Genomic DNA, 15655 nt, shown 5'->3' with positions numbered 1-15655 from the left:
GCGTATGGCTAATTATTTTCGACAGGCAATTGAAGAGACATTGCCCTGGCTTTCCTCCTTCGGTGCGGACCCTACCGGAGGTATAACCCGCCTGCTCTATTCGCCGGAATGGCTACAGGCGCAGCAGGCGTTCAAACAAAAGATGAGCGAAAGTGGCCTGCAAACGCGCTTTGATGAAGTCGGTAATCTTTATGGCCGACTGCCCGGCACGCGCTTTCCTGACGAGGTTATCCTCAGCGGTTCGCATATTGATAGCGTCGTCAACGGCGGCAATCTTGACGGCCAGTTCGGCGCGCTGGCGGCGTGGCTGGCGGTTCGCTGGCTCAAAGAGACCTACGGCGATCCGCTGCGTACCGTCGAAGTGCTGGCGTTAGCCGAGGAAGAAGGTAGCCGCTTCCCTTACGTGTTCTGGGGCAGCAAAAATATCGTCGGCATCGCTAATCCGGCGGACGTGCGGGAGATTAAGGACGCCAAAGGCGTGGCGTTTGTCGACGCCATGAAACAGTGCGGCTTCAGCCTGCCCGCAGCGCCTTTGGCTCCGCGCCGGGATATTAAAGCCTTCGTTGAGCTGCATATCGAGCAGGGCCGCGTGCTGGAAACCAACAAGCAGTCCATTGGCGTGGTCAACGCCATCGTCGGTCAGCGCCGCTACACCATCACCCTTAACGGCGAGTCTAACCATGCGGGTACCACCCCAATGGGCTACCGCCGCGACACCGTTCACGCCTTTAGCCGCATCTGCTGCGAATCGATAGCCAAAGCGAAGGCTCACGGCGACCCGCTGGTGCTCACCTTCGGTAAAGTGGATCCGCAGCCGAATACCGTCAACGTGGTGCCGGGAAAAACGGTCTTTACTATGGACTGCCGCCACACCGATTCCTTTGAATTAACTGCGTTTACTGAAATGATTGAAGCCGATATGCGGCGGATCTGCCAGGAAATGGAGATTGGTATTGAGATTGACCTGTGGATGGATGAAGCCCCGGTACCGATGGATAAAACCCTGGTGGCCCGGCTCACCGCGCTTTGCCAAAAGGAGAAGGTGAATTTCCGCGTGATGCACAGCGGCGCGGGACACGACGCGCAGATTTTCGCCCCCTGCTTCCCGACCTGCATGATCTTTATGCCGAGTATTAAAGGTATTAGCCATAATCCGGCGGAGAGTACGCATATCGAAGATTTGGCGGAAGGCGTAAAAACGCTCGCATTAATGCTGCACCAACTAGCCTGGGCCGAATAAAGGAAAAGATAATGGGATATTTAAATAATGTAGTGGGTTATCGTGACGATTTACTGGCCAGCCGTTCCATAGTACGCCACGGTAATTACGCGCTGCTGACGCCGGACGGCCTGGTCAAAAATATTATTCCGGGATTTGATAATTGCGATGTAACCATTCTGTCGACGCCGAAATTAGGCGCGACTTTTGTTGATTATCTGGTAATGCTGCATGAAAACGGCGGCAATCAGAGCGGCTTCGGCGGCGACGGGATCGAGACTTTCCTGTACGTGATTGAGGGTGAAATCATCGCCCAGGCGGAAGGCAAAACCTTCCCGCTGACCAAAGGTGGCTACATCTATTGCCCGCCGGGCGAGAAGGTCATCTTCACCAATAGCCATTCAGGCGACAGCCAATTATTCCTTTATAAGCGCCGCTATGTTCCGGCAGAGGGCCACACGCCGTATCTGGTCACCGGCAACGTCAGCCAGCTCGAGCGTATTCATTATGAGGGGATGGAAGACGTTATTCTGATTGATTTCCTGCCAAAAGAGCTGGGCTTCGATATGAACATGCATATTCTCTCCTTCGAGCCAGGCGCCAGCCACGGCTATATCGAAACTCATGTGCAGGAACACGGAGCCTATATTCTTTCCGGCCAGGGCGTTTATAACCTCGACAACAACTGGGTTCCGGTGAAGAAAGGCGACTATATCTTTATGGGCGCTTATTCACTGCAGGCGGGATACGGCGTTGGGCGCGAAGCGTTTAGCTATATTTACTCGAAAGATTGTAACCGCGACGTTGAGATCTGATGTATACCCTAAATAATTCGAGTTGCAGGACAAAACGGTTAACCGTTTTGAACAGCGCTTGCGCTGGCCCCGTAAGGGGTGAGGCCGCAGGCCGAGTAAGGCGGCGACGCAGGGACAAATTCGTCGGGAACGAATTTGTCCAGCCGAAGGCTGGCCTTCGGTGAGAGGCAGGAGCCTCTCATTAATCCCCAGGAGCTTACTCAGGTAAGTGACTGGGGTGAACGAACGCAGCCAACGCACATGCAACTTGAAGTATGACGGATATATTGCCCGGCGGCGCTTCGCTTGCGCGGGCCTACGGGTAAATCTCGTCGCTTTCGTAGGCCGGGTAAGGCGTCAGCCGCCACCCGGCGAAATGCGGGCACAATAGCAAAGACGCATCTGTAGAGTTCACCTTTTTTGTTTAGCTATGTTGGATTTTGCCACGGTGAAAACCGTGGCATTTTTTATTCAGGCGGGGATGTTCTGACCTAATTTCATCGCACAGGCAATATTGCGCGCGCTGGCGAAAAGGTTCTGCTCTCCGCGCTCCAGTACTTCGTCCAGCGGCGCCAGCGCAGGGAGAATGCTGAATACCGCATCAATACCATGCTGATGCACCGCTTCCACGCCGTCGCCCAGCACACCGGCGATACCGATAACCGGTATACCGTACTTTTTGGCGATTCGCGCCACGCCAATCGGCGCTTTACCGCCGACGGTTTGTGAATCAATCCGCCCTTCGCCGGTGATCACCAGATCCGCATCGCGCAGCGCTTCCTCCAGATGCACCGCCTCAATCACGATATCAATACCCGGCTTCAGCGCCGCGTTAAGGAATACGCAGGCTGCTACGCCCATACCGCCCGCCGCGCCGCCGCCGACAATCGCCGTCACGTCCTGACCGGTTGTCGCCAGCAGTACCTGAGCATAGTTTTGTAAGCCGCGCTCCAGGATGGCGACCATTTCCATGCAGGCCCCTTTTTGCGGCCCAAATACCGCCGCCGCGCCGCGCTCGCCGAGCAGCGGGTTATCAACATCGCAGGCCACGTCAATCCGGCACTCTTTCAGACGCGGATCGAGTTCACGCAAATCAATGCTGGCCAGCCGCTCTAACGCTCCGCCGCCAAGGCCGACGCTCTCGCCACGCTCATCAAGAAAACGCGCCCCCAGCGCCTGGGCCATGCCCATTCCACCGTCCACCGTGGCGCTACCGCCAATGCCGAGAATGATATGGCGAACGCCCGCGTCCAGCGAGTGGCGAATCAGTTCGCCAGTCCCGTAACTGGTGGCCCGCAGAGGGTTACGCTCCCCGGCGGGAACCAGCATCAGCCCGCTGGCCGCTGCCATTTCAATAAACGCGGTTTTGCCATCGCCGCTCAGGCCATAGAAGGCGCCAACAAAGTCCCCCATCGGCCCCATTACCGGCAGCATCACCATCTTGCCCTCGGTAGCCTCAACCATCGCCTCAACCGTTCCCTCGCCGCCGTCGGCTATCGGCAGACAAATGCACTCCGCCTGCGGGAAAATAGAGACAAAGCCCGCTTTAATTGCCTGGGCGCAGCGGCTGGCGCTCACGCTTTCTTTAAAAGAGTCCGGTGCAATAATAATTTTCATTGTTTATCCTTTTTACTGTCATTACTTAATACGATCCCAGGGAATGAGATTTTCCATGACCACCGCCAGCAACACGCTGATTAATAAGCCGTTGCCCAGGAGTGGTTGAATTGTCAGAGGTATCGTCTGGAGATAGAACGGTGGTAGCCCCATTAAAAAGATGCCGACAAATAGCGGCAGCGCCAATCGATAGATATTTCGTGCAGTGAAGGTTATTTGTTTACTAAAAGATAAGCTGGAATATAACAACGGGAGATAAGAGACTAGCATGACCGCGCTGCTAATCGGCAGTGGTAACGTGGTAAAAAAATGGGTTAATGGCGTAAATAATCCAACCAGTAGACAGCACAGGCAGCCGATAATAAACGGCTGGCGCGAGGTTTCTCCGGTTTGGGTTAATAAGCCTATCGACGAAACAAAAGGAGAAAACGGCACCACGCTGAGCGGAACCGTTATTAATGTCATTAATCCGGAGATAATAAAGCTGCGTCGATAGCGGGTATTGCTGACTCCCTGTTCGGGGTAAAAAACGTCGGTGCCGCAAATCGCGCCGTAAGTATTCGTAATATTCACCACCCCCGCCAGTAGCGCCGTCAAAATAATGCCCGAACGTAATTCACCGCCGTAACCAAGCGGGAACCACTGCCAGTGAATCGGCCCGGACGCCGCCGTGGCGGGCGGGGTGCGAAACAGCAGATACCAACCAGTCCATCCCGCAAGGGTTCCTATCAGCAGGGCGTAACGGGCGACACCGTCCGGGAGAAAAATAATCATCCCCAGCACCAGCAGCATCACCGCCAGTGCCAGGCTAAACGGCGCCAGCTGAATGCCCACGTTGGCCTGGGTCGAACTGAAAGGCAGCCCGAGCATGCCTTTAAAAAAGATAGTGGTGAGCTGCGCGCCGAGCAGCAGCATGAAAAACACCATCACCGTTGGGCTGAAGAGCTTCGCCAGGCGGTGACCGATGCCGCTCGCGCCTATGATGATGGTTAATATCGCCGACAGAAATATGCCGATCGCGAGGCTGGTCGCGATGCTATTGAACGGGGTGCCACGCGCGGCTTCGCCGACGGTAACGGTGAGGATTGTGCTCCACCAGAGTCCCGTCGGCCCTTCCATAATCGCGCGGCGGTGTCCCAGCAGCGCCTGCGCCAGGCAGGCCAGTCCGGTGGTGATAAAACCGTACTGGGTGAGCGTGATAAGCGCGCTGGCGGGCAGCTGAAAAGCGGACTGTAGTGTCGGCGGTACCACAACGGTGTTGCAGAAGATAAAGAAGAACCATTGAAATCCCGCCAGGGTGTTTCGTTTATTTAGCGGAAATACCACCATGATGAAATCCTGAAACAGCGCCTGCCGTAAAACAGGCGCTAAATATGGAATTGACCGAGGGATTTTCCCGGAGGCGGCGCGATGCGCCTGTCCGGGCTACAAAACCCGAGTTCGGCATCAGGCTCGTAGCCCGGATAAGGCGGTTACGCCGCAATCCGGGAATTCATCGATTTCCGGTTACTGCTGATGCTTAAGGATAAATTTCCCTTTCGGCGCATGCGGGAAACCCTGCTCAATGTCATAAATCACATCGCCGCGCAGGATGGTTTTGGTGATGCGCGCGCCAATCTTACGGCCAATGTAAGGGCTGACTTTGTGGCGATATTCGAGATCTTCAGCCTGTAAAACGTAGCTGCTGTTCGGCTGAATAAATACCAGGTCGGCGTCTTTGCCGGGGGCGATGCGGCCTTTATGCTTAAGTCCAAAAATATCGGCGGCGTTGGTCGCCATCAGACGGGCAAACTGCGGCAGGGACATACCGCGCTTTTGCACCGCTTCATCGAACATCACGTCCATGCAGCTTTGCAGACCGGCAATCCCACCCCAGGCCTGCATAATATTGCCCGCCTTCATTTCCGGCGGACACGGCGAGTGGTCGGACACCAGACAGTCAATTTCACCGTTGAACAGTTTTTCCCACATTCCTTTCTGGTTCTCTGCATCGCGAATCGGCGGGGAGCACTTAGCCAGAGTTCCGATCTCCTCAAACTGATCGGTATCAAGCACAAAATAATGCGGGCAGGATTCACATGTAACATCCTGACCTTCATGACGGGCACGGGTCACTTCGGCAACCCCTTCCGGGCTGCTGACGTGGCACACGTGCAGGCGACAACCGGCCACTTTCGCCAGATACAGAATGCGGCGAATCGCTTCCACTTCAGTAAACACCGGACGAGAGGCGACGTAATCATGGGCGGTCACGCGGCCTTCCCTTTTCGCCTCTTCGCCCAGCTCGTCGCAGATCAGCGCGTTTTCGCAGTGCACCAGCACGGTCTGCTTCATCTCAGCCAGCTTCTGTACGCCTTTGAAGAACTGCCAGTCGTTGACGTCACGGAAATCGTTGTCGATACCACGATCGCCGCAGGTGGCGACGAAGCATTTGAAGCCGACGACGCCTACTTCATCCAGCTCGTGCAGACGGTCCAGGTTATAGGAGACCAGGCCACCAAGCTGTGCGGCGTCGATGGTCAGTTTGCCTTTCGCAGCGTCGAATTTCAGCTCAATGGTCTCACGGTCGGTTGTAGCAGGGAGCTGGTTCAGCGGCATTTCAATCATCGTGGTGATACCGCCTTTCGCCGCCGCGCGAGTGCCGGTTTCGTAACCTTCCCAATGGGTACGGCCCGGCTCAGAGATATGCGTATGCGCATCGACCATTCCTGGCGAAACGATCAGGCCCGAAGCATCTATCACCCGCTTCGCTTCGCCCAGGTTCTCACCAATCGCGGCGATTTTGCCGTCGGTCACCGCGATATCCACCACCCGAGATTCGTTTTCCAGAATAACGGTGCCGTTTTTAATAATTAAATCAAAAGACATAGAAAACTCCTTGTATGTGTACAGATAAATAACCCGCCATACTTCTGTTGGTAGCCACATGGGCTGTACCAGGAATGGCTTTGGCAATTGATGTTTCATCCATGAAATAAATCTTCCTCGTAATAATAAAATCAGCTAACAGCATTCGGACGCGGCAGATTATTTGGCTGAGTCCGTTTCTTCAGTAAGGCGTAGGCGGCAAAAGCAACAATGACGCCAACAAACCATGAGACGCGAGAGAAAGGTTCCAGCAGCGGAATAAACTTGCCGCCAAGCGATAAAATAACCGCTACAATCGTTACAACGAATGCCGTGACGTTAAAGCCATTATCGAAATATTTATAATCACCTACCGCGGTATATAGTTCATCAAGATTAATTTGCCCACGCATAACGATAAAATAGTGTGCCATCATGACACCAATAACCGGACCAAGCATGCCACCGATAATATCGAGAAAGAGATATATACTGTCCTGATTCTCCATTAATTTCCACGGACAAATCAGCAGACTAATAATACTGGCAATCAGCACGCCGTTTTTATATGTCAGTTTAGTGGGGGCAATCGCTGCGATTTGATAACCTGCTGGAATAATATTACCAGTAGCGTTAGTCGAAATCGTGGTCATCAATATCACCAGTACTGCAAAGAATGAGGCAAACAGGCTGTCCCATTTCTGTACGATATCCAGAACGTTCCAGGTATCCATGCCGTAATGGATACTGGCGCCCGCAATAATGCACACCCCGGCGACCGCAAACAGAATATAAGCCACCACTAAGCCAAGCGTTTGACCAAGGGCCTGCTCGCGAAACGAGCGCGCGTTCTGAGTAAAGTCCGAGGCGCTTACCGCCGGCGCCGCCCATACGGCAACCACCGCATTGATAACGACCAGAAACAAGAAGCCGGTATGCTCCGCTTTAGCGACTCCGGTCGGCAGGTAGTCAAGGATCGGACCGATTCCCACCAGCGAGATGGCCCAGATAGCCATGCCACCGAACACAATATAGATACAGGGGTTGAGGATTGCGGTGAACTTATTAAGCACTTTTCCACCGCCAAAACCAATTCCAACGTTAATTAACCAGAAAACCAGAAAAGCGATCAGCCCCGGCAATGACAGTCCCAGCAGCTTAAAATCGCCGCCAAGGGTCAGAAACGATGGCCACAGTTTTCCCAATAAAATCAGGAAGGCTAGCGATCCGGCATAGCATTGCAAGCCAAACCACATGATCGCCGCAATACCGCCTCTGAGTAGGCCGGGTAATAGCGCCCCGCGCACACCATAAGAGGCTCTTAATATCATGGCGAAGGGCACGCCGTATTTACTTCCGGCGGCACCGTTAAACACCATAACCAGTGCAATAATAAAAGCACTCAATATTATTGCCATCATTATACTAAACGTTGATAGTCCGAGAATAAAAAAACCGCCAACCATCACATAATTAGGTACGTTGTGTACGGATCCCATCCATAAAGTAAAATAGTTAAATGTTTTCCAGTTACGCTGTGATTCTACTTTTGGTAATAGATCGTCGCTATAACCTCTGGCTTTGTACAGGTCTTGAGCTTGTTCCATAATTCCCTCTTAATACGCATCGGATTACGCTTACAGGTTTAGCTATGCGGAACAAAAAATTATTATTATTTATTTTTATTATACTGGGATTGTCTTAGGCCGTATTTTGTTCTTACGCAAAGTAATGAGCGCAAACAGTATCGTCCCGGTAATAACTAACCCGGCAGACATCACAAAACTAATTTCTTTTGATCCGGTTAGATCGGAAATAAAACCGGTAAGCGTCGGTGCAACCACCGCCGAACTCATGCCAAAGAAATTAAATAAACTGAAGGCGCGGCCAAGTGTCTTCGCTGATGCCTGCTCGGAGACGAAAGAAATAAGAATCGGGTCGACGGCCATTTTTCCGAGCAGTCCATATAGCACCAGGCTAATCATCAGCATGGTGGTATTCGGCGAGAGGACAGTAAACATCAACATTGCCGCTGCAACAATCTCCAACCCAAGTATAACTTTGACTTTACTGTCACGAAATTTATCCGAAAGATGGCTAAAGAACAGCGCGCCTGGAACCCCGACCACCGCCACCAGCGCCGAAGCGAAACCAATAGCTCCCCCGTCAAACCCGCGTTCGGTCTGTAGGTATGAAGGCAGCCAGGTGACAATCAGATAATAGCCGTAACAGGTGCAGAAATAGAGGAAGTACACGCTGCACAGCAGCGGTGAAAACAGCGGTGCTGATTTCTCTTCTACGAGCGGAGTTGATTCCGCTGCGCTATTTTTACTCTCCGCCGCGACGGGTTCTTTCAGTTTGCGGCGAATCACCAGGGTGAATACACAAAGCATCACCACCAGGATCGCAGCCACGATATACAGTACGTTTTGCCAGGCCATATGCATGCTTTTGACCAGGATACTTGAACCAATCAGGCCAATTCCCATCCCGATCGCTGAGCCGCTGTTGATAATGGCGTTAGCCAGCGCCCGGCGCTCCTGGGGCACGTTAGCCGAAGAAAGCGAGTAGGCGGAGCTAAAGAAGGAAGCGCAGCCGGCGCCGGCCAGTAGCGAGCCAATATAAATCAGCGTCAGATTTCCCGCATTAGCGATACTCAGCGTACCGATAATAAATAGTGAGAAACCGCACATTAGCATAATTTTCTGGCCCAGCTTATCGACCAGTATACCGCAGGGGATCTGCATACCGCAGTAGGCAAGAAAATAGAAGCTGGCAATTGCGCCAATTTCAGCATTGCTGACGTTGCCTAAGGAAGCCTGTATTTCAGGATAAATAGGTGTTAATACAGTACGATAAATCCATATTGCCACCCAGCCCAGACTCATTACCACGACTATTTTTTTCCAATAGTCGATACCTGTTTTATTAATAGTATCCATAAACTCACCATCGAGATTTAAAAAATGCTGCCCGAGTCGGCAGCATCTTTCATTAAGATATTTTATGATTCGCCATTAATTCGAGCGCCAGAACTAAAGACGAATGATCTAATTCACTACCACCATTGGCAACGCATGTATTAAAAAGCTCCTGGCAGGTTGCCGTATTAGGTAAATTAAGCGCCAGCGCTTTCGCACTCTGCAGGGCCAGATTAAGATCCTTCTGGTGTAGAGAAATTTTAAAACCGGGATTGAACGTCCGGTTTAACATTCTTTCGCCATGCACCTCCAGAATCCGTGAAGAAGCGAAGCCGCCCATCAGCGCCTGACGTACGCGAGCGGGATCCGCACCGGCTTTAGAGGCAAAGACTAACGCTTCAGAGACCGCTTCAATATTCAGCGCCACAATAATCTGATTGGCAACTTTACAGGTCTGCCCGTCGCCATTACCACCAACGAGGGTGATGTTTTTACCCAGAATATCAAACAGCGGCTTCACGCGATTAAATACGCTTTCTTCACCGCCGACCATAATCGAGAGCGTACCTTCGCGTGCGCCGATTTCGCCGCCGGATACCGGTGCATCCAGATAGTTCGCCCCCAAATCCCGTACCTGCTGTGCAAAACGTTTGGTTTCAATCGGTGAGATGGAACTCATATCAACGATGGTTTTTCCCTTCAGAGCCGCTTTGGCGCAACCGTGCTTGCCAAACAGGACTTCGGCAACCTGCGGGGTATCCGGGACCATGATAAAAATAATCTCCGACTGCTCCGCGACCTGCTCAGCTGTGGCCAGATGCTGTGCTCCCTGCTTGAGCAGTTCCTCAGCAACCGGGCCGATGGTAGTAACGTGCAGAGCATGCCCTGCTTTGGCCAGACGGAGCGCCATCGGGGTGCCCATAATACCCAGACCAATAAATCCCAGTTTCATAATCGTCCTCTCATAATTTCTGTTTCGCTTTACCTGGGCAATAGTTATCCCTTCCACTTATTGGAATAATAAATACTGTCCAAAGATAAATTAAAAATTAACGGTAGCGATTAAACCATGTCAGTCCCGCTTCGGTAGTCGTCAGAGGTTTATATTCACAGCCGACCCAGCCGTCATAACTTGATTTATCGATAAATTTAAAAAGATAATCATAATTAATTTCACCGGTTCCCGGCTCACCGCGATTCGGGTTATCGGCAATCTGTAAATGACCAATACGATTGGCGTAAGTTTGCATCGTATGGGTTAACTCCCCTTCCATGCGCTGCATATGGTAAATATCGTACTGGATTTTCAAATTATCACTGCCCACATCATCAAGCAGCGCCAGCGCCTGATGGGTGGTGTTCAGATAAAAACCCGGCATATCGAAATAATTGATCGGCTCAACCAGCAGCAGAATACCTTCCTGGGCCAACGCGGCGGCGGCAAAACGTAAATTCGCTACCAGCGTTGCTCGAATATGCTCTTCACGATAGCCCACCGGCGTTTTACCGACCAGGCAATTAATTTTACGATTGCCTAACGCTTTGGCGTAACGGATCGCGGCGTCAACGCCTTCACGAAACTCTTCTTCGCGACCGGGAATACAGGCTATGCCGCGCTCCCCTGCAGCCCAGTCGCCGGCGGGTAAATTATGTAAAGTATGCTCCAGCCGGTTGTCGTTCAGCTTTTGTTTTAATATCTCGGGCGCATAGTCGTACGGGAACATAAATTCAACGGCGCGAAAACCGCAGGCCGCCGCTTTCTCAAAACGATCCAGAAAATCATATTCCTGAAATAACATCGAAAGGTTGGCAGAAAAGCGCAACATAGGTTCACCTCATTTATTCATATTTCATAAAGCAGGTTTCGGTTGGCGCATCGATAGCGCTATCGGCAACGTCTTCGAACTCCATTACGTTATCCAGCTCGCTGCCCATCGAGATATTGGTAACGCGCTCAAGGATCACCTCCACCACCACCGGAACGCGATACTCTTTTATCCACGCTTTCGCCTGCTCAAACGCTGGCGCAATATCCTCAGGTTTGAAGACGCGAATCGCTTTACAGCCGAGACCTTCAGCGACCTTCACATGATCGACGCCATAGCCGTTCACTTCGCTTGAGTTAATATTTTCGAACGCCAGCTGGACGCAGTAATCCATATCGAACGCGCGCTGCGACTGGCGTATTAAGCCCAGATAGGCGTTGTTTACCAGCACGTGGACGTAAGGAATATTGAACTGCGCGCCCACCGCCAGCTCTTCAATCAGAAACTGGAAGTCGAAGTCGCCGGAAATCGCCACCACATTACGTTCCGGGTCAGCAGCGCAAACGCCCAGCGCAGCAGGAAGGGTCCAGCCCAGCGGCCCGGCCTGACCGCAGTTAATCCAGTGGCGGTCTTTAAACACGTGCAGCATTTGCGCGGCGGCAATTTGCGACAGGCCGATGGTGGTGACGTAGCAAACATCGCGACCAAAGGCTTTGTTCATCTCTTCATAGACGCGCTGCGGTTTAACCGGCACGTTATCGAAGTGGGTCTTACGCAGCAGCGTGCGCTTGCGCTCCTGACACTCGGCCACCCAGCTCTCACGGCGCGGCAGGCGTCCCTCTTTTTGCATCTGCTGCGCTATCTCCACCAGCTGAGTCAGCGCCGCTTTCGCATCGGAAACGATGCCCAGGTCTGGGGACAGCACGCGGCCAATCTGCGTAGGTTCAATGTCGATATGAATAATCTTGCGGCCTGCGGTGTACTTCTCTACCGAACCGGTATGGCGATTAGCGAAGCGATTACCGATACCGAACACAAGGTCGGAGGCGAGCAGCGTAGCGTTGCCGTAGCGATGGGCGGTTTGTAAACCTACCATCCCGGCCATCAGTTCGTGGTCGTCAGGGATACAGCCCCAGCCCATTAACGTCGGGATTACCGGAACATGGGTAATTTCAGCAAACTGCTGCAACAGCGCCGCAGCATCGGCGTTAATTACCCCACCGCCGGCAACAATTACCGGGCGCTCAGCCATCAGCAGCATCGACAACGCCTTTTCAATTTGCGGACGAGTGGCGGCAGGCTTATAAGCTGGAAGCGGTGAGTAAAGCTCAGGATCAAACTCAATTTCCGCCACCTGAACATCATAAGGCAGGTCAATCAGTACCGGGCCCGGTCTGCCGGAGCGCATCAGATGGAAAGCCTTTTGCAGAACGCCCGGCACCAGCGCCGCTTCGCGTACCGTCACCGCCATCTTAGTAACAGGCTTAGCGATGGACTCAATATCTACCGCCTGGAAATCTTCTTTATGCAAGCGGGCGCGCGGCGCCTGGCCGGTGATACACAGAATAGGAATAGAATCTGCAGAGGCAGAGTACAGGGCGGTGATCATATCCGTTCCCGCAGGGCCGGATGTCCCCAGACATACGCCAATATTCCCGGCAGTCGCACGGGTATAACCCTCTGCCATATGAGACGCACCTTCCACGTGACGGGCCAGGATATGACGGATCCCGCCGTGCTTGCGCATCGCGGAATAAAAGGGGTTAATCGCCGCACCTGGCACGCCAAATGCGGTATTAATCCCTTCTTTTTCCAGTACATACATTGCTGCGTCAACGGCTCTCATTTTTGCCATTTTCAACTACCTCACTATATTGGAAAATTTTTCCAAAATTAAATAAAGCTAAAAAAGTCCCGCTCCGCGGAGCGGGTTGATTCAGCTATCAATCAGCCTGGGGTTTAAGTCCCAGCGCGGTACTGATATTTCTGGCCGTCTCCCTTACCAGCTCTCCCTGGCTGACAAAACGATCCGGCGTCAGGCGGGATGCAGGTCCGGAAATCGAAATTGCCGCCACTACGGACCCCACATCATCGTAAACCGCTGAAGCAATACAGTTTAATCCTGTCACGTGCTCCTCCTGGTCAATGCTGTAACCGCAGGCTCGCGCCTCATCCAGATTTCGCTGCAGGTCAGGCAAATCCACGATCGTCGTCGGCGTAAACCGCTGTAGCCCGGTCTTCACAATCACATCCACCAACTCTTCCGACGACAGCGGATAGAGCAAAGCTTTCCCGGCTCCAGACGCGTGCAGCGGCAGTCGGCTTCCGAGCGGCGCGCACATTCGCACCATCGATTTGCACTCCTGCTGGCCAATCAGCACCGCCTCGTTGCCGTTGCGAATCGCCACGTTGACCGTTTCCCCAGACATCAACATTAGCCGCCGCATAAAGGGTCCTCCGACGGATAAAACATCCCGATTATGGATGTACGCCGAGCCAATATTGAACGCGCCAAGCCCAATGTGCCACCAGCCCAACTGCGCGTCCTGATACACAAAATCTGCGCCTTCCAGCACCTTCAGCAGGCGAAAGGTGGTCGATAACGGTAAGTCCAGATTCAGGGAAATATCGCTGACCGACGAGCTGCCGCCGCTCTTTTCAAGGTATTGCAGTATCGCTATCCCTCTCTCCAGCGCCTGTGCGCCTTTTTGCGCGGTAGGCTCTTGCTGGCCAGGCCTTCCACGCCTTCTAACTTCTGTCATACCTCGATTATCTCCGGCTCAAAACCTGAGCATAAATAGTGTGTAAGCGCCCACATGTTATGCAAGATAATCGATAGCGTCACGTGTAACCTCACGCAAATCTCAACTCCACGGTCGGGATCTCCACGACATCGCAGTTGTCTTTTCCACCGCGATCAACGGTTAAAAAATCGGTTTCGGTCTGCCAGGCAAACAGCGGGTGATGCCAGACGTTACGATGGTAGTTCACCCCCTGACGGCCATTAGAGATAAACGCCCGCAGCGTATTCATATCCGGTTCATCGCCGCCCGCCGCGACCACCACCACGAAGGCTTCGCCGTTCATCGGCACGAACGCCTGGGTACCCAGCGGGTGACGTTCAAGCTCGGTGACCACAATCGGCAGCACCGCTGGCTGGGCGCGGTTAATACTGATAAGCGTGCGGTCCTGCTGTAAAGTTTCCACCTTGGCCAGATCGTGGAAACGCTGTACTTTGCCATCATTGATATGGAAAAAATCCTGACCTTCCGTTTCGATAACGTCCCCATAGGAGCGGAATGCTTCACGCGTCAGGGGCAATACTTCAAGCTTCATTGCATATTCCTTAGTCATTTAAAACTGTTCCCTTTCTCATACCTCGGGGGTGATAGATGTCTCGTTCCATCCAGAGCCATCTGAAAGTGACACCACTATAAATTGGAATAATTTTCCAAAACCTGATTTAAACCACATAATTTAAATGGTTATTATGAAAAAATACTTAAAAATCATGGGTGAATTATTAAATTGTGGGGAAAATGGTGATGCTAGATCCTGAAACACTACGCACTTTTGTCAGCGTCGCGGAGACCGGCAGCTTCTCCAGAGCAGCAGAAAAACTCTATAAAACAACCGCTACCATTAGCTATCGCATCAAATTACTGGAAGATAACACCGGCGTCGCGCTCTTTTCCCGTACGACGCGCAGCGTCCTGTTGACTCCCGCCGGGATGCACCTACTGGCGCAGGCCAGAGAGTGGCTGGGCTGGATTGACAGTATGCCCGGAGAGCTGCGGCAGATAAATGACGGGGTGGAACGTCAGGTCAATATTGTAGTGAATAACCTGATGTATCACCCTCAGGCCATTGCGCGGCTGCTGGCCTGGCTCACTCAGCGCTATCCCTTTACGCAATTTCATTTTTCACGACAGATCTATATGGGCGTCTGGGATACGCTTCTGCACGATGACTTCTCTCTGGCGATAGGCGTCACCGGCACCGAACCGTTAGCGGAAAATATTGTGGTCGAGCCGCTGGGCGAAGTGACCTGGCTATTTGTGATGTCGCCGCATCACCCCCTAAGCCAGCAGGCCGATCAGCTAACGGAAGCCCAGCTGCGTCGCTACCCTGCGGTCAACATTGAAGACAGCGCGCAGCGACTGACAAAGCGCGTCGCTTGGCGCCTGCCCGGACAGAAAGAGATTGTGGTTCCTGATATTGAAACCAAAGTCGCGGCGCATATCGCCGGCGTCGGCATCGGCTTTTTACCCGAGCCGCTGTGTCAGCCGCTTATCGCCTGCGGTAAACTGATCGCCAGGCAGATCCCGGTCATGCGCCCGCCATCGCCTCTCAGCCTGGCCTGGCGCAAAGATCATCATGGAAAAGCGGTGCAGGATATCGCCTCGCTGTTCAGACATTCAGCCCCGGAAATTCAAGGTTTTTTGACGCTATTTAGCGATACACCGTGAAAAATCGATCCAGCATGCCGCC

General features: G+C 52.8%; 13 protein-coding genes. 3 read left to right on the top strand and 10 right to left on the bottom strand.

What is annotated here, in order from left to right:
- Window positions 1-4: 4 nt before the first annotated feature.
- Both allC and allE read left to right on the top strand, forming a co-directional pair.
- On the top strand, window positions 5-1240 hold the full coding sequence (allC, locus tag GJ746_RS06600; protein WP_154679467.1) for an allantoate deiminase: 1236 nt from the start codon (window positions 5-7) through the stop codon (window positions 1238-1240).
- A gap of 11 nt (window positions 1241-1251) precedes the next feature.
- Window positions 1252-2034 (top strand): (S)-ureidoglycine aminohydrolase, encoded by a 783-nt coding sequence (allE, locus tag GJ746_RS06595; protein WP_154679466.1) that lies wholly within the window; start codon window positions 1252-1254, stop codon window positions 2032-2034.
- A gap of 450 nt (window positions 2035-2484) precedes the next feature.
- Here allE and glxK read toward each other — a convergent pair whose 3' ends face one another.
- The 10 genes from glxK to allA form a co-directional block, all read right to left on the bottom strand.
- Window positions 2485-3630: a glycerate 3-kinase gene (gene glxK / locus GJ746_RS06590; protein WP_154679465.1), complete on the bottom strand. Its 1146-nt coding sequence runs from the start codon at window positions 3628-3630 to the stop codon at window positions 2485-2487.
- Window positions 3631-3651: 21 nt separating this feature from the next.
- A complete protein-coding gene (locus tag GJ746_RS06585) occupies window positions 3652-4959 on the bottom strand; it encodes a uracil/xanthine transporter (protein ID WP_154679464.1) in 1308 nt (435 codons plus the stop codon).
- 177 nt (window positions 4960-5136) lie between these two features.
- Window positions 5137-6498 carry an allantoinase AllB gene (gene allB, locus GJ746_RS06580; protein ID WP_154679463.1) on the bottom strand — a complete coding sequence of 454 codons (1362 nt, stop codon included), beginning with the start codon at window positions 6496-6498 and terminating at the stop codon, window positions 5137-5139.
- A gap of 131 nt (window positions 6499-6629) precedes the next feature.
- Window positions 6630-8084 (bottom strand): allantoin transporter, encoded by a 1455-nt coding sequence (locus GJ746_RS06575; protein WP_154679462.1) that lies wholly within the window; start codon window positions 8082-8084, stop codon window positions 6630-6632.
- A 78-nt stretch (window positions 8085-8162) separates the two neighbouring features.
- Window positions 8163-9419: an MFS transporter gene (locus tag GJ746_RS06570; RefSeq protein WP_154679461.1), complete on the bottom strand. Its 1257-nt coding sequence runs from the start codon at window positions 9417-9419 to the stop codon at window positions 8163-8165.
- A gap of 52 nt (window positions 9420-9471) precedes the next feature.
- Window positions 9472-10350, bottom strand: coding sequence for a 2-hydroxy-3-oxopropionate reductase (glxR, locus tag GJ746_RS06565; RefSeq protein WP_154679460.1), 879 nt, complete (start codon window positions 10348-10350; stop codon window positions 9472-9474).
- A gap of 97 nt (window positions 10351-10447) precedes the next feature.
- On the bottom strand, window positions 10448-11224 hold the full coding sequence (gene hyi, locus GJ746_RS06560; RefSeq protein ID WP_154679459.1) for a hydroxypyruvate isomerase: 777 nt from the start codon (window positions 11222-11224) through the stop codon (window positions 10448-10450).
- Between the two features lie 13 nt (window positions 11225-11237).
- Complete coding sequence (gcl, locus tag GJ746_RS06555) at window positions 11238-13019, bottom strand: glyoxylate carboligase (protein WP_154679458.1); 1782 nt, start codon at window positions 13017-13019, stop codon at window positions 11238-11240.
- 88 nt (window positions 13020-13107) lie between these two features.
- A complete protein-coding gene (gene allR / locus GJ746_RS06550; RefSeq protein WP_154679457.1) occupies window positions 13108-13926 on the bottom strand; it encodes an HTH-type transcriptional repressor AllR in 819 nt (272 codons plus the stop codon).
- A gap of 91 nt (window positions 13927-14017) precedes the next feature.
- A complete protein-coding gene (gene allA, locus GJ746_RS06545; protein ID WP_154679456.1) occupies window positions 14018-14500 on the bottom strand; it encodes an ureidoglycolate lyase in 483 nt (160 codons plus the stop codon).
- A gap of 209 nt (window positions 14501-14709) precedes the next feature.
- On the opposite strand from allA, the gene allS reads away from it, so the two are divergent.
- Complete coding sequence (gene allS / locus GJ746_RS06540; RefSeq protein WP_154679455.1) at window positions 14710-15633, top strand: HTH-type transcriptional activator AllS; 924 nt, start codon at window positions 14710-14712, stop codon at window positions 15631-15633.
- Window positions 15634-15655: the final 22 nt, after the last annotated feature.

Origin of the sequence: Klebsiella oxytoca, assembly GCF_009707385.1 — a bacterium.
In the GTDB taxonomy this organism is placed as follows: domain Bacteria; phylum Pseudomonadota; class Gammaproteobacteria; order Enterobacterales; family Enterobacteriaceae; genus Klebsiella; species Klebsiella oxytoca_C.
Note: the sequence above shows the minus strand (reverse complement) of the source record. Positions and strands in the feature narration are given on the sequence as shown.